Origin of the sequence: Flavobacterium cyclinae (assembly GCF_021172145.1) — a bacterium.
GTDB classification, from domain to species: domain Bacteria; phylum Bacteroidota; class Bacteroidia; order Flavobacteriales; family Flavobacteriaceae; genus Flavobacterium; species Flavobacterium cyclinae.
Genome location: NZ_CP089095.1, coordinates 2,900,032 through 2,924,834, shown reverse-complemented (window position 1 = coordinate 2,924,834; position 24,803 = coordinate 2,900,032). Strand labels below are relative to the sequence as shown.

Sequence of the window (24,803 nt, the reverse complement as noted above, 5' to 3'; positions counted from 1 at the left end):
GGTGAAAGAAATTTCACTCTTTTTTTTATTTCTACAAAAAAGAGCAGTTTATCGGATTTTTATGTAATTCATCAATTTTTTTACAATCGTTTCAAAAAGTTGCAATACTTTAGCTCTACCAGAAAATTAGTAGGTTAAGTTTTATGGTAGATTTGGGGCAAAAAGGGTGGAAGAAATTTCACCTTTTTTATTTTAATAAACTTGGTAACAAAAAAGGCGAAGATTTTTCAATCCTCGCCTTTTTTAATTTTATTTATTTTTGATTATTTCGCTGAAGCAAAACGTTTTGCAACTTCAGCCCAGTTAATTACATTAAAGAAAGCTTCAATATAATCAGGACGACGGTTTTGATAATTTAAATAGTAAGCATGTTCCCAAACATCCATTCCTAAGATTGGTTGTCCACCACAAGCCACACCTGGCATTAATGGATTGTCTTGGTTAGGAGTAGAACAAACTTCTAATTTTCCATCTTTAACACATAACCAAGCCCATCCTGAACCAAAACGAGTAGCTCCTGCTTTAGCGAATTCAGCTTTAAAAGCATCAAAAGAACCAAAGGTAGCATCAATTGCAGCAGCTAAATCACCTGTTGGTAATCCACCACCATTTGGCGACATAATTTCCCAAAACATTGTGTGATTGTAGTGTCCACCTCCATTATTACGAACAGCCATGTTGTTCATGTCTAAGTTTTTCATTAAATCTTCAATAGATTTTCCATCTAAATCTGTTCCTGCAATAGCTGCGTTTAAGTTAGTAACATATGCATTGTGGTGCTTAGAATGGTGAATTTCCATAGTTCTAGCATCAATATGTGGTTCTAATGCATCGTAAGCATAAGGTAATTGTGGTAATTCAAAAGCCATAATATTTTATTTTTAGATTATTAAAATTTTTACCAAATTTACAAATTAAACTTCGTATTGAAAAATAGATAGTTCTTATACCACTATTATTAAGATAAATATAACATTTGAATACAACCGCATTTGCCATATACGACGCTTCGGCTGGCTCCGGAAAAACTTACACGCTAACTAAAGAATATTTAAAAATTCTTTTTTTAGCAAAAAATGACGATGCCTATCGAAAAATTTTAGCCATTACGTTTACCAATAAGGCGGTTGAGGAAATGAAAACCCGAATAGTCTCGAGTTTGTACCAATTTTCACTGGATACTACTTCAGACAAAGCAATGGAGTTGCTAAAAGATGTTGCTTTTGAAACCAAATTGAGTATCGCTACTTTAAAAGATAAATCGAAAGCCATCATTAAAAATATCATTCATAATTATGCGGCGTTTGATATTTCAACGATTGATAAATTCACACACAAAGTCATCCGAACGTTTGCACAAGATTTGAATTTGCCACCCAATTTTGAAGTTTCATTAGAAACGGATTCGCTTTTACAAGAAGCAATTGATCTAGTGATTTCTAAAGCGGGTGATGATCCAAACTTAACCAAATTACTAATCGAATTTTCAAAAGAAAAAACAGATGACGATAAAAATTGGGACATTTCTGCCGAATTATTAAAGGTGGCCCAACTGATTACCAACGAAAACAATTCGGAAGAAATTAAAGAATTATCGGAAAAAAGTATTGATGATTTCGGAATAGTAAAAAAGAAATTACATGAAGAAATCAAACAATTAAAAAGCGATTGTAAAGCAATTGCTCAAAGTGTCTTGGAATTGATTGATGGAAATGGTGTTGCTCGAAAATCGTTTTATTCCAGTTATGTAACCAATCATTTAGAAAAAATCGTATCAGAAAAAATCGCTATAAACGAAACCATAATTAATTATTTAGACGGAACAAAACCAGCATATTCAAAGACAATTCCACAATCCGATAAAGATTTTATTGATGAAAACGCTTCCGAAATTTTAGCTTCTGTTATTGCAATTAATGAAAAAGTCGGAAAAATTTCCATGTACGAAGCTTTTCTGCAAAACTTAAATCCGTTGTCGTTATTAAACACGATTTATCAAGAATTCAAGCAAATTCAGGAAGAACAAAATTTAGTTTCAATTTCCGATTTTAATAAAATCATTCACAACGAAATTCAAAACCAGCCAGCGCCTTTTATTTATGAGCGTTTGGGTGAAAAATACCGTCATTATTTTATTGATGAATTTCAGGATACTTCAGTGATGCAATGGCAAAATTTAATTCCGTTAATCGATAATGCCTTGTCAGGTCAGGATGATTTTGGGCAACAAGGAACCTTAATGTTGGTGGGCGATCCAAAACAAGCGATTTACCGTTGGCGAGGAGGGAAAGCTGAACAATTTATTGATTTAGCGAAAGAAGATGCAAAACACAATCCATTTTCTAATAAAGATAAAGAAACGCTTCGTTTAGGAACGAATTACCGCAGTTTTTCCGAAGTCATTCAGTTTAACAACGCGTTTTTTAAGCAATTAGCTGATAAATTTGAAAATCCAGATTATAAAAATCTCTACGAAAACTTATCACATCAAGAAATCAATTCTAAAATTGGCGGTTATGTGAATTTATCTTTCATCGAAGTGCCAGAAGACGAAACCGAAGTAGAAGGTTTTGATTCGGATAACGATACCATTTCGGTAAAAGATAAATTTTATTTGAATCAAACGTTGAAAACCATTGAAAAATGTATTTCAAACGGATTTGAATACAAAGACATAGTTTTACTTACGCGAACGAAAGCACCCGGAATCAAATTAGCGAATTTCTTAACTGAAAATAGTGTTCCGATTTTATCTTCGGAAACCTTATTAATTCAAAATGCAACCGAAGTGAAGTTGTTGATTGCGTTGCTTCGCTATTTGAAAAATCCAAAAGACGATGAATCAAAAGCTTATTTCTTGTATTTCATTGCAAAATATTTGCAATCGGAATTGGAAATTCATGATTTCATTTTGGCTGCCAAAGATAAAAATCCGGAGGAATTAGAAACGTTTTTAAAAACCATCGGAATTGAAATTTCGTTCAAAAATTGCAAGAAAAAATCGTTGTATGAAGCAGTTGAAATTTTGATTGCAACTTTTTTGAATGATAAAGTCAATACTTCCTATTTGCAATATTTCTTGGATTTAGTGTTGGAAAAAGATGTAAAGTCGCAATCTAGTATTTCCGATTTTTTAGAGTATTGGGATAAAATTGGCTACCAAAAAAGTATTCCATCTCCAGAAGGAACGAATGCGGTTCGCATCATGACGATTCACAAATCGAAAGGTTTGGAGTTTCCAGTGGTGATTTTTCCGTTCGCAGAAGAAAATTTTTCGAGTAAACCAAAAGACAAATTATGGATTCCGTTAGAAGATGCGAATGTGGATTTTCCGAAAGCGCTTATCAACAATAAAAAAGAAGTTGAAAAATACGGAAGCGAAGCAAAAGTGATTTTTCAAACCAAAAATCAAGAAGAAGTCTTAGATACGATTAACGTTTTATATGTAGCTTTAACAAGAGCGGAAGAACAATTGTATGTGATTTCAAACAAACTGAAAACTAAAAAAGGCGATTTAGTTACCAATAATTTGTCATATTATTTTCTGGAGTTTTTACAGAATATCGGAAAATACGAAGAGACCAAATCAGAATATGAGTTTGGAAATTCAACCCGAATTTCAAAAAACAAATTTCACGAAGGCAATCACAATCAAATCGTAATTGTTGCAAATAAACTAAATCCAAAAAACATCAAAATTGCACAGCGCGAAGCTTTAATGTGGGGAACGATGCAACAAGACGCGATTACTTTTGGTAATATTCTCCACGAAATTATGGCATTTATTCATACCAAAGACGATGTGGATTTGGCCATTCAAAAAACGACAGAATTGGGATTGATTACGTTTTCTCAAAATGCAATATTTAAAGAAACAATTGAAAAAATTGTAAATCATCCTGAATTAAAAGATTATTTTGTATCGGATGTAAAAGTATTTAACGAGCAAAATATCATAAAAAAAGCTGCCAAAACCATCAAACCCGACAGGGTAGTGTTGAAAGGGAATCAAGCTTATTTATTAGATTACAAAACAGGAGAAAAGCACAACAAACACAAAGTGCAATTGGAAGAATACGAAATGGCATTACAAGAAATGAACTATATCGTTGCAAAAAAAGCACTTGTATATGTAGGAGAAAGTATAGAAATAGTAACTTTGTAATTCTAAACAACAAACTAGTAACAATAAACATATTATGTACGGAAAAATCCAACAACACCTACAAAACGAATTGGCCACTATAAAAGAAAGTGGATTATACAAAAAAGAACGCATTATTACTTCACCTCAAGGAGCAGAAATCACCATTTCGACTGGAGAAAAGGTTTTAAACTTTTGCGCAAATAATTATTTAGGACTTTCTTCACATCCAGAAGTAGTGCAAGCTGCGAAAGATGCTTTAGATTCTCATGGTTTCGGAATGTCATCAGTACGTTTTATTTGTGGAACTCAAGATATTCACAAAGAATTAGAACAAAAAATCGCTAATTTCTACGGAACAGAAGATACTATTTTATACGCAGCTGCTTTTGATGCTAATGGTGGTGTTTTCGAGCCTTTATTAGGAGAAGAAGATTGTATTATTTCCGATTCATTGAATCATGCTTCTATTATTGATGGTGTTCGTTTGTGTAAAGCAGCTCGTTACCGTTACGAAAATAATAATATGGAAGACTTAGAGCAACAGTTAATCAAAGCAACTGAAGCCGGTCATCGTTTTAAATTAATTGTAACCGACGGAGTTTTCTCAATGGACGGATTAGTAGCGCCATTAGATAAAATTTGTGACTTAGCTGATAAATATGATGCTTTGGTAATGGTAGATGAGTGTCATGCTGCTGGTTTCATAGGAGCTACAGGAAAAGGTACATTAGAAGCTAAAGGTGTTATGGGACGTGTAGACATCATTACCGGAACGCTTGGAAAAGCACTTGGTGGTGCCATGGGAGGTTATACCACAGCTAAAAAAGAAGTGATTGAAATTTTACGTCAACGTTCACGTCCTTATTTGTTTTCAAATTCATTGGCACCATCAATTATTGGAGCATCATTAAAAGTTTTTGAACTATTAGAAAAAGACACAACACTTAGAGATAAGTTAGAATGGAATACCAATTATTTCAAAGCCGGATTAAGAAAAGCGGGTATTGATTTCATTGATGGAGACTCTGCAATTGTGCCTGTAATGTTGTACGATGCCAAATTATCTCAAATAATGGCAGAAGAATTATTGAAAAAAGGAATCTATGTAATAGGATTTTTCTTTCCAGTTGTTCCAAAGGATAAAGCACGTATTCGCGTACAATTATCAGCGGCACACACACAAGAACATTTAGATAAGGCAATTATGGCTTTTACAGAAGTTGCAAAGAATTTAGGAATAATCAAGTAAAATCTTATGAAAAAGTAATTTTTTTTAACAAAACTTTTTGTAGTTTAAAAAAACATATTACTTTTGCTGTAATTATAACGCATTGTAATTAAATAAATCAAGTATGAAACATTTAAAATTATTTGCTGCCGCTTTATTGTTTGCAGGTATGTCAACTCAAGCACAAGACAGCAACAATCCGTGGGCAATCTCTTTTGGTGCTAACGGAGTAGACACTAAAGTAAGTGCTGTTGGAAACGATAGTCCAAAGTGGATACAATTAGGTAATGTAAGTGAAAACTGGAACATTTTACCTTCTGTATCTTATTTAAACGTATCTAGATATGTTGGAGATGGTTTCTCTTTCGGTGTAACAGGGTCAGTTAATAAAATTGACAAAATGGTTTACAGAGTTCCAGGTACTGGTTCAACTGATATGGTAGTAAATCCTGGAGATTTATCTTACTATGCTTTTGATGCAACAATCAAATACAGCTTTATGGATATGATTGGAACTAAATGGTTTGACCCATCACTTAACATTGGTGGAGGTTACAACTTCTTTGGTGATGCATCTGCAGGAACTGTAAACGGAGGTGTAGGAATTACTTTTTGGTTCTCTGAACAAGTTGGTATCCAATTACAATCTGTTTATAAACATTCATTTGATGATAACAGAGTTCCAGATATGGATGTTCCAACACACATTCAACACTTTGCTGGTTTAACTTTCAAATTTGGAGGTAAAGATACAGACGGTGACGGAATCTATGACAAAAATGACGCATGTCCAGAAGAAGCTGGTTTACCAGAATTCAATGGATGTCCAGATAATGATAAAGACGGAATCCAAAATTCAGAAGATGCTTGTCCAGATGAGGCAGGAACTAAAGAATTAAACGGATGTCCAGATAACGATGGTGACGGAATCATCAATTCTGAAGATGCTTGTCCAGAAGATAAAGGTACAAAAATGATGAATGGTTGTCCTGATGCTGATGGTGACGGTGTTGCTGATAAAGATGATAATTGTCCTACTGTAGCAGGTGCTAAAGAAAATGCTGGTTGTCCTTGGCCTGATACTGACGGTGACGGTGTTGCTGATAAAGATGACAAATGTCCTACTGTAGCTGGAACAGTTGCTAACAATGGTTGTCCAGAAGTATCTGATGATACAATGAAAAAATTAAACGACTATGGTAAAACTATTTTGTTTAACTCTGGTAAAGCTTCTTTCCAAAAACAAACAATTCCAGTTTTACAAGCAATGACTGCTATCTTAAAAGAGTATCCAACTGCTAAATTCTCTTTAGAAGGTCATACAGATAGTACAGGTTCTGAAGCTTCTAATCAAAAATTATCAGAAGAAAGAGCTGCTGCTGTTAAAAACTTCTTAATTGAAAACGGTATCGATGCTTCTAGATTAACTTCTAAAGGTTTTGGTGAAACTATGCCAGTAGATTCTAACAAAACTTCTAAAGGTAAAGCTAACAACAGAAGAGTTGAAGTGAAATTAGTAAAATAATTTCTTTCTAAAATATAATAAGAAACGTCCCGATTTATCGGGACGTTTTTTTTATTTTTATAAAATGAAAACAATTACTTTTTTAGATAAGTTAAGCCAAGCTATTTTATCACAATCTGATATTGAATTATCAAATTGTCTAATTGTTTTACCTAATAAAAGAGCCAAAGTATTTCTTTTAGAAAGTCTTAAAAATCAATTAGAAAAAACTTCGTTTGCTCCTACAATCATCAGTATTGAAGATTTTATTCAAGATATTTCAGGTTTGCGTACGATCGATTCAATTGAATTGTTATTCGAATTCTATGAAGTCTATCTTTCCGTTACCGAAAAAACCAAACAAAAATCGTTTGAAGAATTCGCCACTTGGGCAAAAACAGCTATTCAAGATTTTAATGAAATCGATCGCTATTTGTTAGATCCAAATCATGTTTTTTCCTATTTAGAAGATATTGAAGCATTAAAAAGATGGAATTTACAACCCCAAGATAAAACACAATTAATTTCATCTCATTTAGAGTTTTGGGCTAAATTACCCTTGTATTACGAATCGTTTTACAATCATTTATTAAAAAAGGGAATCGGTTATCAAGGTTTATTGTATAGACAAGCAGTTAAAAACTTAATTCCTTTTACAACAACAATATCTAATCAAATCTATTTTGCTGGATTTAATGCCTTAAATCAAGCAGAGGAACGAATATTTAAACATTTAGCAACTGAAAATAAAGCCAAAATTTATTGGGATATCGATGCCGTTTTTTTAAACGATTCGTATCATGATGCTGGTTTGTTTATCCGTAAATTCAAAAAAGAATGGAAGCCTTTCGTAAATCAAGATTTCGAATGGGTTGTAAATCATTTCAGCGAACAGAAAAATATTGAAATTATTGGAACTCCTAAAAGCATTGGTCAAGCCAAAATTGTAGGAACTATTATTGAAAAAATTCAAACCGAAAATTCAAATTTAGAAAATACTGCGGTTGTTTTAGGTGATGAAAACCTATTGCTTCCTGTTTTATACGGTTTACCAGAATCGGTTGATGCATTGAATATTACGATGGGTTATCCGAGTAAAAATAATCCTGCGCAACTCTTGATTAGCAAGTTGTTTAAGTTGCATTCGAATGCCAAACAACGAAATGAGAAAATCTATACATTCTACTACAAAGAAGTTTTAGATATTCTAAATCATCCTTTGGTAGAACCCTATTGCAAAGTGGAAGAAGTGGTAAAAGTGATTAATAACAACAATTTCACCTTCTTTTCCAATCAAAAATTATTCAGTTTATTCGAAGAGAAATATCCAAACATAGAAAATAAATTCTTTGAGCTATTATTTACTAGATGGGACGATTCAATTTCTTGTATTTTAGCGAATTTAAATGCTATTTTACTAACAGTAAAATCTCATTTAAGTAATGATGATGCCGAAGAAAAAGTAACCAAAGCTTTTGTGTATTCAGTATTTAAAACGATAAATAAATTAACTAATTATCACGAAACCTATAATCAAATTGAAAGCTTACAGTCATTACAATCGATTTATAAGCAAATTATCGATTTAGCGGAAGTTACTTTTGAAGGCGAACCTTTGAGTGGTCTTCAGGTAATGGGTGTTTTAGAAAGCCGCGTATTGGATTTTGAAAATGTAATTATTACTTCGGTAAATGAAGGTAAATTTCCTGCTGGAAAATCGCAAAACTCATTCATTCCCTATGATGTGAAAAAGGAATTAGGTTTGCCAACTTACAAAGAAAAAGATGCCATTTATTGCTATCACTTTTACCATTTATTATTGCGTGCAAAAAACATTTGGTTGCTTTATAATACCGATAATGAAGGAATTGATGCTGGTGAAAAAAGTCGTTTCGTTACCCAATTAGAAATCGAGAAACAACCAAAGCATAATATCACAAGTACCATTTACAACGCCGTTTTACCTGAAAAAGCATACGAGCCCGTAACGATTCCAAAAACAGATAAAATTCTAACACGTTTGCACGAAATCGCAACCGATAAAGGGTTTTCGCCATCATCGTTGACAAATTATATTCGAAATCCGCTACAATTTTATATGCAACGTATTTTACGAATAAACGAAGCCGAAGAAGTAGAAGAAAATATCGCGGTAAATACGTTGGGAACTATTATTCACAATGCGTTGGAAGAATTGTATAAGCCGTATTTGAATCAGTATTTAGCATTGCATCATATTGAAGCGATGGAAGCCAAAATTGATGATGTGATTCTAAAACATTTCAAAGAAATTTATAAAGAAGGCGAAATCACCAAAGGGAAAAACCTGTTGGCATTTGAAGTAGCGAAACGAAATGTTTACAATTTTCTGCAAATGGAAAAGAAAGATATCGAAGAAGGTCAAGCTATAAAAGTTTTGCTGTTGGAAGCGAGTTTATCTTGTGAAATTGAAGTAAAATCGTTACCATTTCCAATAAAAATCGCAGGTAAAGTCGACCGAATTGAAGAGCGAGAAGGCGCCATCAGAATTATCGATTATAAAACCGGAAAAGTAGATGGAAACAGCTTAAAAATTCAAGATTTTGGTGATTTGACTTCCGATATAAAAAATGAGAAAATCATTCAGTTGTTGTGCTATGCCTTGATGTTTGAAAATCACGAGTTAAAACAAAATCGAGAAGTTTCAGCTGGAATTGTTTCATTCAAAAATATGAAAAACGGTTTTTTACCTTTCGGATTAGGAAAAGGAAAAGATGCTGATATTGTTATTTCAAACGAAATTTTAGACGATTTTAAAGCAGAACTAGAAAAATTGATTGTAGAAATTTTCAATACAGAAATTCCGTTTAAGGAAAAAGTATAATTTGCCCCAGATTAAAAGATTTACACAGATTCCAAAATCCTTCTAATCTGTGAAATCTGTGGCTAATTTATTATGTGTTTATTTTACTTTCTTAGTGGATAAATGTTTTTTTAAACATAAGGTTGTATTGAACCACAAAGGACAAAAAGTAATTACACGAAGTTCACAAAGCTTTGTGTAAATTGTGCCTTCATCGTGCTCTTAGTGGTTAAACCCTTTTCAAAAACCCACTCAAAACCGCCAATAATTCCGTCTGATTTTCAAAGTGACTCATGTGACCGTCTTCAAACGTAGTAAGTTGTACTTGCGTGCCTTCGATTTGTTCTAAATTGTCATCATAATTCAAAACTGGATCTTTTTTACCTAAAATAAGTTGGATTGGATAAGGCGCAAAATGCAAAATAACTTCGCGGTCTTTTCTGATTTTCATGCCTTCTAAAGCGGCAACGATTCCTTGATGTGGTGTTTTTAAAGCTTCTAATTTTACTTCTTCAATAATGTCAGCTAAACGTTCGCGATTGTCTTCACTGAACAAATTAGCAATACTCATGCGAATAAAAGCTGAATAGTTTTGCTTCACGGCAATAATAGCACGTTCACGATTTGCTTTTCGTTCGTCGCTATCTGCTCTTGAAGTGGAGTTTTGTAATACAATTCCTTTGACATTATCAGGATACAATTCGGCGAAAGCCAATGCGATATAACCACCCATTGAATGTCCAATTAAAACCGCTTTTCTGATTTTTAATTCGTGCAACACATGATGCACCATGTCGGCTTGGTCTTCCATAGTGTGGACATAACCCAAACATTCTGTTTCGCCATGACCTAATAAATCAATCGTAATGATGCGGTATTTCTTCACCAATTCAGGAATAAACGCCTTCCACATCGATTGATTTTCCAAAAAGCCATGCAATAAAACCACAGCCGTTCCTTTTCCTTGGTCGGTGTAACTGATTTTGGTGTTTTTGAAGTTGGTGGTTTTCATGAGGGCAAAGTTAGGGTTTAAACGCAAATTCCGAAACTTCGGAACCAAAGTTTTTTCGCGAAGTAAGCTAAGTTTGAAAATAAAAAAACGGCTCACATTTCTGCAAGCCGTATATACTGTAAACTGAGACTGAGACTGAAAACTAACTATTCATTATCGCTTCAATCTCTTCAATTTCAATCGGAATATTACGCATTAAGTTGAATGCAGCGCCTTTTTCTTGAATTACCATATCGTCTTCTAGACGAATACCAAAACCTTCTTTCGGAATGTAAATTCCAGGTTCAACTGTGAATACCATGTTAGCTTGCATAGGTTCGTGTAATAATCCGTAATCGTGTGTGTCTAATCCCATGTGGTGAGACGTTCCGTGCATGAAATATTTTTTATACGCTGGCCAATCTGGATTTTCGTTTTGAACGTCTGCTTTGTCTAATAATCCTAAACCAAGTAATTCCGAAGTCATGATTTTACCCACTTCTACATGATACTGTTTCCATAACGTTCCTGGAACCAACATTTTCGTAGCTTCATTTTTTACATTTAAAACCGCTTGATAAACCGCTTTTTGTCTATCCGTAAAACGACCTGAAACTGGAACCATACGTGTCATATCGCTTGAATAATTAGCATATTCTGCACCAACGTCTAATAAAATTAAATCGCCTGCTTTACATTGTTGGTTGTTTTCGATGTAGTGCAACACATTTGCGTTATTTCCAGAAGCAATAATTGGTGTGTACGCAAAACCTTTCGAACGATTTCTTAAAAATTCATGAGCAAATTCGGCTTCGATTTCGTACTCCATAACACCTGGCTTTACGAAATTCAAAACGCGTCTAAAACCTTTTTCAGTGATATCACATGCTTTTTGGATTAAATCCAATTCTTCGCTTTCTTTTACTGAACGCAATCTTTGTAAAATAGGATTCGATTTTTCTACTTTATGAGCAGGATAATTTTCTTTCCACCATTTAATAAAACGCGCTTCACGAGTTTCCGTTTCGATAACGGCTCTGTAATGTTCGTTAGTGTTGATATAAATCGTATCGGCATACGCCATGATTTCTTTCAATGTTTTGTGGAAATCTTGTAACCAAATCACCGATTTAATTCCAGAAACTTCAAAAGCTCGTTCTTTCGTAAGTTTTTCACCTTCCCAAATAGCGATATGCTCATTCGTTTCTTTTAAGAATAAAATTTCTTTCAAATGTTCGTAAGGAGCATCTGGGAAAAGCAATAAAATACTTTCTTCTTGGTCTACGCCAGATAAATATAAAATATCTCGATGTTGTGCAAAAGGTAGAGTAGAATCGGCAGAAACCGGATAAATGTCGTTTGAATTGAATACCGCAACGCTATTAGGTTTCATTTGAGCCGTAAATTTAGCTCTGTTTTTGATGTACAAATTGCGGTCTATTTGATGGTATTTCATGTTGTAAATATTTTTTAATGTTTAAATTTTAACCACATAGATACATAGGTTTCTCTAAAAAGTTTTAGAAAAACATAGCATTTCATTTTAAGATAGTTTGAACTATGTTAACTAAAATTAATAAAATGCCTTCTCTAAAGAATCAAAATTCTATGTTTCTATGTGTTTAAAAAATGTTTTCCAAAAATAAAAAGATAAAAATGAAAAGTTGTTAAATACTTTAGAAATTTTGTAGAAGTGTAATGTTTTGGCTAATTTTCAACAAAATTTTTCAAGATGAAGCAAATTACTATCCTGTTTTTATTGATTGTGCAATCGGCAATCGCTCAAAATTCGTTGTTTAATCAAGTGGAAGCTAAGAATATCGGGCCAACGATTATGAGTGGTCGTGTGGTAGATTTAGCAGTAAATCCGAAAAATCCAACTGAATTTTATGTCGCGTATGCTACAGGCGGACTTTGGTACACCAATAACAACGGAACTTCTTTTTCGCCAGTGATGGATTCGGCGGAAACTGTTAATTGTGGTTCGTTTACAGTGGATTGGAACTCAGGAACAATTTGGGTTGGAACAGGTGAAGTGAATGCTTCGCGTTCTTCTTATGCTGGAGTGGGTGTTTTAAAATCTTCGGATAAAGGAAAAACTTGGGATAATTTAGGATTAAAAGATTCGCATCATATCAGCCGAATTTGGGTCAACCCAAGTAATTTGAATGAAATTGTAGTCGCTGCTGTTGGACACTTATATACAACTAACAAAGAACGTGGGATTTATAAGTCAACTGATGGCGGAAAATCGTGGAAACAAACTTTGTTTGTAGCTGAAGATGCTGGAATTATTGATTTAGCGGTTTCGAAAACTAATCCAAAAATCATGTTTGCGGCGTCATGGCAAAAAGATAGAAAAGCTTGGCATTTTGATGGTGATGGAGAAAAATCGGGTATTTATAAGAGTGAAGACGGCGGAAATTCTTGGAAATTAGTAACCACAAAAGAAAGTGGATTTCCTGCGAATGAAGGTGTGGGAAGAATTGGTTTAGCGATGTTCAGTGAAAATGTAATTTATGCGGTTTTAGATAATCAGAACAAACGACCAAAAACGGTTTCAAAAAATAAATTGACTACGATGTTGTCAACTCCAGGTGCAGATTTCATGGAAATTTCGAATAAAGAATTGAACATTGCATTGAAAGAAAGTGGTTTTAGAGATAAATATCGTGCTGAGAATATTAAAAATTGGGTTGCCGATAATAATATGGAACCAAAAGAAGTTTTAGCGGTTTTATCGGATGCTAATAAAGCTTTATTTGAAACCGAAGTTATTGGTTGTGAAGTATATAAATCGGAAGATGGTGGAAAATCTTGGAAGAAGACAAATCAGAATTATATTGACGATATGTATTATACCTATGGTTATTACTTCGCGAATATTTCGGTAGATGAAACCAATCAAAATCGGGTTTATATTGGTGGTGTTCCATTATTGTTTTCGGAAGATGGTGGAAAAACTTTTACTGCCATTTCTAAAGAAAACGTGCATGCCGATCATCATGTAACTTGGATTAATCCCGAAAATCTAAATCATATTATCAACGGAAATGATGGTGGTGTAAATATTTCTTACGACAACGGAGCAAATTGGATTAAATGCAATAACGAAGCATTAGGTCAATTGTATGCAGTAAATGTCGATTATCAAGAAAATTATCATGTGTATGGTGGTTTACAAGATAATGGCGTTTGGTTCGGACCAAATAACTATTCGCACAATGTGGCTTGGCATCAAGATGGGAAATATCCGTATCAAGAATTAATTGGTGGCGATGGCATGCAAATTCAGATTGATAGTAGAAACCCTAATGTGGTTTTTACTGGATATCAATTTGGAAACTACTACAAAATCAATCAAAAAGAAGGCAAGTTTGATTATATCACGCCAAAAGCGCCAAATCCCGAAACTTCGGGAGAAAAACCGTATCGTTTTAATTGGCAAACCCCAATTTTATTGTCTTCACATAACCAAGATATTTTATACATGGGTTCTAACTTCTTACACCGTTCTATGAATCAAGGGGAAACTTGGGAACGAATTTCAGGCGATTTAACCAATGGTGCAAAAGAAGGAAATATAGCTTTTGGAACAATTACTACTATTTCAGAGAGTAAATTTCAATTTGGATTGCTTTATGTTGGTTCTGATGATGGAAAAATCCATGTTTCGAAAGATGGCGGTGTTTCTTGGCAATTGATTTCGGGTAATTTGCCTCAGAATTTATGGGTTTCAAGAGTTGTGGCTTCGTCTCATAAAAAAGAAAGAGTTTATGTTACTTTGAATGGGTACAGAAACGATAATTTTGATAGTTATGCTTTTGTTTCGGAAGATTTTGGTGCGACTTGGACTTCAATTTCAAACGGATTAACGCAAGCGGTTAATGTTATTGTTGAAGATTCGGCAAATGAAAATATTTTATATGTTGGTACTGATAATGGTTTGTTTATTTCGTTAGATAAAGGCGCAACTTGGCAAGATTTCTCAAATGGATTACCAAAAGTGGCAGTTCATGATGCGGTGATTCAAACGAAAGCAAAAGAATTAATCGTGGGAACTCATGGGCGTTCGATTTATAAAATGGATATTTCTAAAGTGCAAGAATTGACTAAGGAAGTTTTAGTTAAAAATCTGCATTTATTCAAAGTAAACGATAGAACAAAATCGGAAAGATGGGGGACTCAAAATTACGCTTGGGGAAAACCAAGTGAACCATCGCAAACAATTTCGTTTTATTCAAATGTTGATGGAATCGTGAACGTTTCGATTGCGAATGAATTTGGAATGATAGTTTATGATCAAAAAGTAGAAGCTAAAAAAGGATTGAATTCGTTTAATTTTGATTATTCGATGCCAAAAAGTGTAGCGGATAATTGGAATAAAAAAGACAAAAAAATTAAAATCAAAGCAGCGGAAAACAAGAAGTTTTATTTAGCTGTTGGTAAGTACAAATTAACCATTAGTAGAGATAAGTTCTCCGAAAGTAAATTATTTGAGATTTTAAGTCCAAAAAAGTAACCTTTTCTCACGGATTTATTAAATTTGAGCCTCTTTTTTTCATGCAGCTTACGGTTTGCTATTTATTTTTTGCTAAAATAGTATATATTACATGTTGAATGTAGTCTAAAACACTGATATTCAACGATAGTTAAATTCATTTTAAAATCATTATAAATTAGCGCTAAAAGGTTGTAGTTAATTTCAAATAGCCGTATTTTTGTTTGATTTTTTATAAAACTAGTACAATCAAATAATAATTATGGCAAAATCAGCACTATTGAAGTCGTCTATTGTAAAAAAATACTGGATGGCTCTTACAGGTTTATTTTTATGCTTGTTTTTGGCGGGTCATTTAGCTGGAAATCTTCAATTGATTTTTGGAACTAACCTGCAGTTTAATCAATACGCATTATTCATGACCACCAATCCGGCAGTTAAGTTACTTTCTTATCTTACCTACATTTCAATTATATTCCATGCTATTGATGGAATTATGTTGACAGTTCAAAACAAAAAAGCTAGACCTATTGGTTACGCAAAGACAGATGGTTCTTCTAGTAGTTTTGCATCAAGAAATATGGCGGTTTTAGGAACAGTTATTTTGGTTTTCATTGCTACTCACATGGTGAATTTTTGGGCAAAAATGCATTTTGATAAAAATATGCCTTTAATGGTTAAAGAAATTGAAGTGCAAGGAAACAAACAGAAGTTTTATGTGGGTACAGAAACTGGCCAATATTATCCAGTTGACCAAGTGGCAAAAGAAGGAGAAAAAGCAGATCCTACGACTATGATGCCAAAACAATTTGTTATCAAAAACAAAACAGAATTATATTACAGTCAGGCAGATGTTAAAACAGCAGATTTATATAAAGATTTACACAAATTAACTGTAGATTTCTTCAAAGATGCTAAATACGGATTGTATTTTACAATTGGTTATGTTTTAGCTATGTTGGCTTTAGCCTTCCATTTATGGCACGGGTTTCAAAGTGCATTTCAATCCATTGGGGTTAATAGCTCTAAATTTACACCTGTTATCAAGTTTGTTGGAAAAGCATTTGCAATACTAGTTCCATTATTGTTTGCAATCATTCCTATTTTCTTACACTTTAAAAAATAATCAACATCAGTATATATTATGAAGTTAGATTCTAAAATACCAGCGGGTCCATTAAAAGACAAATGGACTGATCATAAAAATCACTTGAAATTAGTTGCCCCAAATAATAGACCAAAAATTGATATTATTGTGGTAGGAACTGGTTTAGCAGGTGCTTCTGCAGCCGCTTCTCTTGGAGAAATGGGGTATAATGTAAAAGCATTCTGTTTTCAAGATTCTCCTCGTCGTGCGCACTCAATTGCGGCTCAAGGAGGTATCAATGCAGCAAAAAATTATCAAAATGATGGTGACAGTGTGTACCGTCTTTTCTATGATACAATTAAAGGTGGTGACTACCGTGCGCGTGAAGCAAACGTTCATCGTTTAGCAGAAGTTTCAGGTAATATTATTGACCAATGTGTAGCGCAAGGTGTTCCTTTTGCTCGTGAATATGGTGGAATGTTAGATAACCGTTCGTTTGGTGGAACGCAAGTACAACGTACTTTCTACGCTGCTGGACAAACAGGACAACAATTGTTATTAGGAGCATATTCAGCTTTATCAAGACAAATCGGGTTAGGACGTGTAAAAATGTACAACCGTCATGAGATGTTAGATTTAGTTAAAGTGGATGGAAAAGCTCGTGGAATTATTGCTCGTAACTTAATTACAGGAGAAATCGAAAGACATTCAGCTCATGCTGTTGTTATCGCTTCTGGAGGTTACGGAAACGTATATTTCCTTTCTACAAATGCAATGGGAAGTAACGTAACAGCTTCTTGGAAAATTCACAAGCAAGGAGCGTTATTTGCAAATCCATGTTATGTACAAATTCACCCAACATGTATTCCAGTTCACGGAACTAATCAGTCAAAATTAACGTTGATGTCTGAATCGTTACGTAACTCAGGTCGTATTTGGGTACCAAAGAAAAAAGAAGATGCTGAAGCAATCAGAGCTGGTAAATTAAAACCAACTCAAATTGCAGAAGAAGATAGAGATTACTACTTAGAAAGAAGATATCCTGCGTTTGGAAACTTAGTTCCTCGTGACGTGGCTTCAAGAGCTGCAAAAGAGCGTTGTGATGCTGGTTACGGTATCGAAGCTAACGATACTAATGAAGGTGTTTACTTAGATTTCTCAACGGAAATTCAAACTAAAGGTCGTCAAGCGGCTTATGCAAAAGGAAATCATAATCCAACTCCAGAAGAAATTACAGCTTTAGGTAAACAGTGGTTAGAAGAGAAATATGGTAACTTGTTTACGATGTATCAAAAAATCACAGATGAGAATCCTTATGAAACACCAATGAAAATTTATCCAGCAGTTCACTATACTATGGGTGGTGTTTGGGTTGATTATAACTTACAATCAACAATTCCAGGTTGTTTCGTAGCAGGAGAAGCTAACTTCTCTGACCACGGAGCTAACCGTTTAGGAGCTTCGGCTTTAATGCAAGGTTTGGCAGATGGATATTTCGTGTTACCATACACTATTTCTAACTATTTAGCAGACGAAATTAGAACAGGTAAAATTTCTACAGAATCTCCAGAATTCGCTGAAGCAGAAGCTAGAGTGAAAGATTCAATTAGTAAATTCTTAAACAACAATGGTACGAAGTCAGTTGATTATTTCCATAAAAAATTAGGTTTGATTATGTGGAATAAAGTAGGTATGGCTCGTAACGAAAAAGGATTAACAGAGGCTATTGCTGAAATCGCTCAATTAAAAGAAGATTTCTACAAAGATGTTTATGTTCCTGGAAGCGCAGACGAATTAAATCCTGAGTTAGAAAAAGCGTTAAGAGTTGCCGATTTCATCGAATTAGGACAGTTAATGGCAATGGATGCGTTACAACGTAAAGAATCTTGTGGTGGTCACTTCCGTGAAGAATATCAAGATGCTGAAGGTGAAACATTACGTGATGACGAAAACTTCAAATTTGTTGGAGCTTGGGAATATAAAGGTGATGACATCAGCAAAGAAGAGCTTCACAAAGAAGAATTGAAATACGAAGAAATTAAAATTGCAGCTAGAAATTATAAATAATAGATTATGAGTGCAGCTAAAAATATAAACATAAACCTTAAAATTTGGCGTCAAAAGAACGCTAGTTCAAAAGGAAGCATGGAAACTTATAAATTAGATAATGTTTCTACTGCAAGTTCGTTTTTGGAAATGTTAGACCAATTAAACGAGCAATTAATCAACGAAAAGAAAGAACCAGTAGCGTTTGATCACGATTGTCGTGAGGGAATTTGTGGTATGTGTTCTTTATACATCAATGGGCGTGCTCACGGACCTGATACAGGAATTACTACTTGTCAGTTACACATGAGAATGTTCAACGATGGCGATACAATCTACATCGAACCTTGGAGAAGTAAAGCGTTTCCAGTAATTAAAGACTTAGTGGTTGACAGAAGCGCTTTTGATAGAATTCAGCAAGCTGGTGGTTTCGTGTCGGTAAATACTTCTGGTAATACTATTGATGCTAATTCTATTCCAGTTCCTAAAGACGATGCCGACAAAGCGTTTGAAGCAGCAGCTTGTATTGGATGTGGAGCATGTGTGGCGACTTGTAAAAACGGTTCAGCGATGTTATTCGTTGGAGCTAAAGTATCGCAATATGCTTTATTACCACAAGGTAAAGTTGAAGCTACACAACGTGTTTTAAACATGGTTCGTCAAATGGACGAAGAAGGATTCGGAAATTGTACCAATACTGGAGCATGTGAAATCGAATGTCCAAAAGGGATTTCGTTAGAGAACATTGCACGTATGAACAGAGAATACTTAAAAGCTTCTTTGAAATAATACCATTTTGTCATTCTGACGAAGTAAAGAATCTAAACGCATTCATTTATTTGGATGCGTTTAATTTTTGATTAAATTCTAAATATAATTGATTCCTTCATTACTTTTTGAAATCCTTTGAAATCTAAAGAATGTTCATCAATTTAGAATAATTTTATAATATTCAGCAATATTTATTTAGACTTTATTGTTAATTTTATAAGAAAATTAAATTTTAAAATAACTTAAATATGATAAGATACTTGTTTTTTATACTTATTTTCAGCCTTACTTTACAAGCTCAGAATTTTGAAAAAGATATATTATTTAATCCTTATGTATTGCCTGAGAATAAATTTTATGTTGAAAACAAGCTTTCATTTTCAATTTTACAACCAGACCAAAAGTTAATAATAGTTGAAAATTATTTTTTGAATATAAACTATTCAAAAATAACAAGAATTAACCTCGACAACACTCTAGATACGACATTTAATTTGAATACTGAATTGAATGGTTTGGTTAAAGATATAGCACTTCAATCAGACGGTAAAATTATTATTGTAGGAAGTTTTACTACGTTTAATAATACACCTTCGAAATATATTGTAAGATTAAATCCTGATGGAACAAAAGATACTAGTTTTAACATCGGTACTAGCTTTAATACCTATGTAAATTCTAATTATCCATTTGTAAGTTCCGTTCAAATCAGACCAGATGGAAAAATTTTGGTAGGTGGTGATTTAATCAGTTATAACGGTGTTTATAAAAATTCTTTATTTTTACTTAATAACGATGGAACACTCGACAATGAATTTACACTAGATTCTACTCTAGGTGAAATATCTATTTCGAAAATAAAGTTGTTACCAAATGGAAAAATAATGCTTGCAAGCCAATTTTTTTCAAGTATTAAAAGATTAAATAATGATGGAACTTTGGATAATTCGTTTTTAAACACGGTTTATCTTAATCCAGCTTCCAACGGTGGAGGAACAGTTGTGAATGATTTTATTTTTCAACCTGATGGTAAAATAATAATTATTGGAAAATATGATAAAATCATGAATTTCAGTTATAGAGACATCTCACGAATTAATATAGACGGTACAATTGATACTACTTTTGATTCTAGAGGGTTTAATATTACAGTTCCATTAAGTAGCACCTCAGAAAATAATAGAAAAGGAATCACAGCAGCACTTTTACAACCAGACGGTAAAGTGATTATTAGTGGTAGTTTTAAAAAATATTACAATAATGCTATAAATAATATCTTAAGACTTGATGCTTTCGGAAATCTGGATACTTCTTTTTCTGGTGGTTTAGACAATGCTACTACTGAGTCAGAAGGGCTTTTCCAAACTTTTATAAATCAAATGTTTTATACTGCGGATAACGATATAATTGCAGTAGGACAGTTTAAAACATATAACGATGTTGCTACCGACAATATGGTTCGGATTAATAATGACGGTTCCAAAAATATTGATTTTAACAATATTTGTAGAGGCTTCAATGGATCTGTTGAATGTATAACCCAAACCAGTACTGGAAAAATAATTATTGGAGGCAATTTTAGAGCTTACAATGGCGTTGCAAGAGATCGCATAGTCCAATTAAATGCAGATGGAAGTTTAGATGCGACCTTTAATGCTCCGATGCACACTTTTATTGAAAATGATATACAGGCCAATGAAATTATAGCCCAGCCTGATGGTAAAATAATTGTTGCTTCTGGAGGACGATTTGTAAATGGTATAAAAGTAGGAGCGGTAGTTAGGCTTAATACAGATGGTAGTATAGACACTGACTTTAATAGTATGTCGGTTGAAAATGCTTATGGTACTCGCGGTTCTTGTACCTCAATAGCATTACAGTCAGATAGTAAAATTTTAGCAGCAGGAACGATTTATTTTGACACTAATATTAATCGAAAATTATTGAGATTAAATGCAGATGGGACACTTGATAATACTTTTGTTTTTGGTCCTTTAAGTACTTTTCAAAGCATTACAAAAATTATTTTACAACCGGATGGCAAGATTTTAGTTTTAGGAATTGTAGACACTTATAAAAGTAAAGTTATAAGGGTATTAGAGAATGGTGTTTTAGATGACACCTTTACTATGGCTTCATCTTTATACTTTCATCAAAATAAAAATTTATATATGTCATTGGATAACAATGGAAAAATTATACTAATTTCTGATTCACTTGGGAACAATAATTATAGAATATTCAGAATGAATAGCGATGGTAGTGTTGATACTTCATTTAACTTTACTGCGCTTACACCACATACTTATGGTAGATTTGCAGCAAATGCAACTTTACCTAATGGAAAAATAATCATTGGTGTACCTGGAAATATCGATATAAATAGAATAAAACAATTTAATTCAAATGGTTCTGCGGATTCTACTTTTGATATAGGCACAGGATTTAATGGCAATATTAATGTATTTTATTTACAACCTGATGGAGGTTTTCTTGTTGGAGGATATTTCAATAGTTTTCAAGGAGTAACAGAACGCTGTTTAGTTCGTTTAACCAACGAATCTTTTTTAAATATCAATTCAAATGAATCCATCAAAAAAACATTTTTATTTCCTAACCCTGTAAATAACATTTTGTATTTTTCTGATATAGAAGAGAATTCAAGCTATCAAATCACTACTTTATCAGGTCAAATTGTTCAAAAAGGAGTTTTTTTTAATAATCAAATTTCTGTAGAATCCCTTCAAAATCAAATGTATGTTATTAATATTCAAAACAGCAACAATATATATAGGTATAAATTTTTAAAAAAATAAATTGATACATTTAACCTTATTATTAAGTTAGTATGAAGCGTGTATATCTTTTGTTTTTCTTACTTTGTTCGATTGCTGTTTTATCACAAAATAATGTTTTAGTACTACAAAAATCAAATTCTAATTTCATTAAAGAAATTAAAGAGCATAAACGTATTAAAGTGTGGACAAAAGAAGGACAAAAATTGTATGGACGATTTACAATAAAAGATTCAACAAGTATAATGATTGAAGACCAAGTTGTGCTGCTAGAAGATATAATAAAATTGAAGAAAAAATCACTTTTTGGAACCATAGCAAATCCTATTTTTATTGTGTATGGTTCTGTTATGATAATCGCAGGTGTTGCAACAGTAGGAACAGGAATTTTGGGAGCTTTTATCGGAGGAAGTTTTATTATAGGTGGAATACCATTGGTTTTAATACCGTCAATTTCAAATAATCATCCAATGAAATATTGGGAATATTCAATAAAATTAGATAAATGAAAATCGCACTTTTTCAAACCAAATTATCTTGGGAAAATCCATCAATAAATCGAACATTCATTGAAGAATATTTTCTTAATGAAGACGAATCGTTTGATTTATTTGTATTGCCCGAAATGTTTACTTCAGGTTTTACGATGAATCCTTGTGCTGTAGCTGAAACTATGGAAGGTGAAACAATGTCTTGGTTAAAAGATTTAGCTAAAAAGAAAACCTGTGCCATAACGGGAAGTTTGGTTATTAAGGAGAATGACAATTTCTATAACCGTATGGTTTTTGTTTATCCTTCAGGGGAAGTTGAATATTATAATAAACGTCATTTGTTTACTCTAGCTGGAGAAGAAAAAGTATATACAAAAGGGACAGAAAAAGTAATTATTAATTATAACAATTGGAACATTTGCCTACAAATTTGCTATGATTTACGTTTCCCAGTTTTTGTTAGAAATGTTGAGAATTACGATTTATTATTATATGTGGCCAATTGGCCTAAACCACGAATAAACGCTTGGGATACACTTTTAAAAGCGCGTGCAATAGAAAACATGTGTTATACTATTGGAGTCAACAGAATAGGAGAAGATGCCAATCATTTGGAATATCCTGGACATTCTCAAGCTTATGACTATTTAGGAAATACTATTGTAGACTGTGAAAATGAATTGGGTGTATTTCAAATTGAAATCGATAAAACGTCTCAAAATGAAGCACGTCAAAAATTTAATTTTTTAAATGATAAAGATGATTTTAAATTATTTGTTTAATATAAAATCTTGCTCTACATCCCAATTAGCCCTGACATCAATGAGTTTTGGAAAATAGATAATTTCTTCAGCTTGTTTTTTTGCTAAATAATTTCCTGTATCCCATTCGCCATTTGCATTATCATCATAAATTATTCTTATGGTATAAAGTTTTGGCTCAATAATATCAAAACTTACACTTGTTTCTTTTGTGGTTATAGCGCTATATAAAACCTCTTTTTTGTCTAATAACTGTATAATAACTGGAAAGCGATTTACATTTTCGAGATTTATTTTCAGGTTGCCATAATCGGCTAGTTGTTTTGTAGAAACATTATACTTTAAAGTATCGTTAGTTTTTTCATAGAAATCAACTAAAGCACCTGGAAGAAAAGCTATTTTATATTTTTCTTCTTCCTCTTTGTTAAAATCTAAAATTATTTCTTGATCAAATTCATTATAACGAGATGTAAATGCTACAGCTGCTGAATCCTTATTAATTAAATTGATTTTAGAATTATCTATTTTAACAATTGGAGTAGACGATTTTAAAACAAATGAATCCCTAAATGATAAAAGACTAGACGATTTTTTTTCGAGATTCAATGAATCGGCTTCTTTAAGGTCTTTTAATTTAGAAGTAAAAGATTTTATGTAATCACCATTAGAAACCGTAATTTCTAAGGAATCCATTTTTACATTTGGATAAAATATTTGTACCGAATCTTTATTTTTTTCTGGGAATTTTGTCACTACAATAGGAACTTCCTTATTTTGATAAGTTGCTTTTATTTTAGTCTTTTTAAAATCTCCTTCATAACCCAAGTAAAGTTTGTTATTGCTTTCTTGTGTGGGTTTTTCAGCTTTAAACGGTTTCTTTTCTTGAAACAATTCTAGTTCAAACATATCAGAAGTAGGAATTGTAATAGGATAATCTAAAAAACCAATTTTATCAATCGCAGGATTGTAAATATTATTGCTTGATTTATCCTTCATTGCAACAATTCTATAAGAACCTTCTTTAAGATTTTCTAATGAGAATACTTTTAAACTATCTAAAGTATTGGTAACATATAAAGGAGTTTCTTTATAAACAGTTGAATCTGTAAACGTTTGAGCATCGTATAACATCACACTTACAAAATTATCAGGTTGTTGTTCGTATGCATCTTTAATTTTACCAACCACTGTTAAAGAATCTACATAGCTACCAGTAGAAAAAACATATTTAAATTGCGAATACGGATTTCCTTCGTTGTTGTCTGTTATACTTTGACCAAAGTTAAAACTATAGGTAGTATTCGGCTGTAAAGTGTCTAAAATTTTAATAGAAATAAATTTGCTAGCATTACCCTGAGGAACAATGATGGGTTGTTTTTTCATGGGTGGCGAAATGATCAACTGCTTATTGATGTTTTTAACTTTAATTAGTTCATCAAAGTTGATTTTAATTTCATTCCCTTTAAAATTTGTTTTAAAATTTTCTGGATCACTACTGGTAATTCTTGGTGCTAAAGTGTCTTTATCACCACCAGTAATAAATCCTCTTTTAGCACAACTAGTTAATATTAAAAGAGTTGTTACAAAAAAGGCTATGTTTTTTAATTTTATCATCTTATTAAATAATAGTATTGCAAAA

At 32.8% G+C, this 24,803-nt stretch carries 15 protein-coding genes; 11 read left to right on the top strand and 4 right to left on the bottom strand.

Features of this window, described 5'->3' with window-relative positions; all coding sequences use genetic code 11:
* Positions 1 to 263: 263 nt before the first annotated feature.
* On the bottom strand, positions 264 to 869 hold the full coding sequence (locus tag LOS86_RS13210; protein WP_231842542.1) for a superoxide dismutase: 606 nt from the start codon (positions 867 to 869) through the stop codon (positions 264 to 266).
* Between the two features lie 107 nt (positions 870 to 976).
* Between LOS86_RS13210 and LOS86_RS13205 the strand changes: the two genes are divergently transcribed.
* From LOS86_RS13205 to LOS86_RS13190, 4 genes are all read left to right on the top strand, one after another.
* Positions 977 to 4,165 carry a UvrD-helicase domain-containing protein gene (locus LOS86_RS13205; protein WP_231842541.1) on the top strand — a complete coding sequence of 1,063 codons (3,189 nt, stop codon included), beginning with the start codon at positions 977 to 979 and terminating at the stop codon, positions 4,163 to 4,165.
* 34 nt (positions 4,166 to 4,199) lie between these two features.
* On the top strand, positions 4,200 to 5,396 hold the full coding sequence (gene kbl / locus LOS86_RS13200) for a glycine C-acetyltransferase (RefSeq protein ID WP_231842540.1): 1,197 nt from the start codon (positions 4,200 to 4,202) through the stop codon (positions 5,394 to 5,396).
* A gap of 103 nt (positions 5,397 to 5,499) precedes the next feature.
* Positions 5,500 to 6,900 (top strand): OmpA family protein, encoded by a 1,401-nt coding sequence (locus LOS86_RS13195; RefSeq protein ID WP_231842539.1) that lies wholly within the window; start codon positions 5,500 to 5,502, stop codon positions 6,898 to 6,900.
* A 64-nt stretch (positions 6,901 to 6,964) separates the two neighbouring features.
* Entirely contained in the window at positions 6,965 to 9,742 is a 2,778-nt protein-coding gene (locus LOS86_RS13190) for a PD-(D/E)XK nuclease family protein (RefSeq protein WP_231842538.1), read from the top strand.
* A gap of 208 nt (positions 9,743 to 9,950) precedes the next feature.
* Here the strand turns inward: LOS86_RS13190 and LOS86_RS13185 are convergent, their stop codons facing one another.
* Both LOS86_RS13185 and LOS86_RS13180 read right to left on the bottom strand, forming a co-directional pair.
* Complete coding sequence (locus tag LOS86_RS13185; RefSeq protein ID WP_231842537.1) at positions 9,951 to 10,733, bottom strand: alpha/beta fold hydrolase; 783 nt, start codon at positions 10,731 to 10,733, stop codon at positions 9,951 to 9,953.
* Between the two features lie 142 nt (positions 10,734 to 10,875).
* Positions 10,876 to 12,168, bottom strand: a complete 1,293-nt coding sequence (locus tag LOS86_RS13180) for an aminopeptidase P family protein (RefSeq protein ID WP_231842536.1) — start codon at positions 12,166 to 12,168, stop codon at positions 10,876 to 10,878.
* A 276-nt stretch (positions 12,169 to 12,444) separates the two neighbouring features.
* Between LOS86_RS13180 and LOS86_RS13175 the strand changes: the two genes are divergently transcribed.
* The 7 genes from LOS86_RS13175 to LOS86_RS13145 all read left to right on the top strand — a co-directional run bounded on the left by LOS86_RS13175 (position 12,445) and on the right by LOS86_RS13145 (position 23,185).
* Positions 12,445 to 15,234 carry a VPS10 domain-containing protein gene (locus tag LOS86_RS13175; protein ID WP_231842535.1) on the top strand — a complete coding sequence of 930 codons (2,790 nt, stop codon included), beginning with the start codon at positions 12,445 to 12,447 and terminating at the stop codon, positions 15,232 to 15,234.
* Between the two features lie 241 nt (positions 15,235 to 15,475).
* On the top strand, positions 15,476 to 16,339 hold the full coding sequence (locus tag LOS86_RS13170; protein WP_231842534.1) for a succinate dehydrogenase cytochrome b subunit: 864 nt from the start codon (positions 15,476 to 15,478) through the stop codon (positions 16,337 to 16,339).
* Between the two features lie 18 nt (positions 16,340 to 16,357).
* Positions 16,358 to 18,367, top strand: a complete 2,010-nt coding sequence (locus LOS86_RS13165) for a fumarate reductase/succinate dehydrogenase flavoprotein subunit (RefSeq protein ID WP_231842533.1) — start codon at positions 16,358 to 16,360, stop codon at positions 18,365 to 18,367.
* Positions 18,368 to 18,373: 6 nt separating this feature from the next.
* Positions 18,374 to 19,135 carry a succinate dehydrogenase/fumarate reductase iron-sulfur subunit gene (locus LOS86_RS13160; protein ID WP_231842532.1) on the top strand — a complete coding sequence of 254 codons (762 nt, stop codon included), beginning with the start codon at positions 18,374 to 18,376 and terminating at the stop codon, positions 19,133 to 19,135.
* Between the two features lie 230 nt (positions 19,136 to 19,365).
* Complete coding sequence (locus LOS86_RS13155; RefSeq protein ID WP_231842531.1) at positions 19,366 to 21,933, top strand: T9SS type A sorting domain-containing protein; 2,568 nt, start codon at positions 19,366 to 19,368, stop codon at positions 21,931 to 21,933.
* Between the two features lie 32 nt (positions 21,934 to 21,965).
* Positions 21,966 to 22,421 carry a hypothetical protein gene (locus LOS86_RS13150; RefSeq protein WP_231842530.1) on the top strand — a complete coding sequence of 152 codons (456 nt, stop codon included), beginning with the start codon at positions 21,966 to 21,968 and terminating at the stop codon, positions 22,419 to 22,421.
* A complete protein-coding gene (locus tag LOS86_RS13145; RefSeq protein ID WP_231842529.1) occupies positions 22,418 to 23,185 on the top strand; it encodes a nitrilase family protein in 768 nt (255 codons plus the stop codon). Before LOS86_RS13150 ends, LOS86_RS13145 begins: the two co-directional genes overlap by 4 nt.
* Here the strand turns inward: LOS86_RS13145 and LOS86_RS13140 are convergent.
* Entirely contained in the window at positions 23,174 to 24,778 is a 1,605-nt protein-coding gene (locus LOS86_RS13140; protein WP_231842528.1) for an Ig-like domain-containing domain, read from the bottom strand. The two genes, LOS86_RS13145 and LOS86_RS13140, sit on opposite strands and share 12 nt — an antisense overlap.
* Between the last annotated feature and the right edge of the window lie 25 nt (positions 24,779 to 24,803).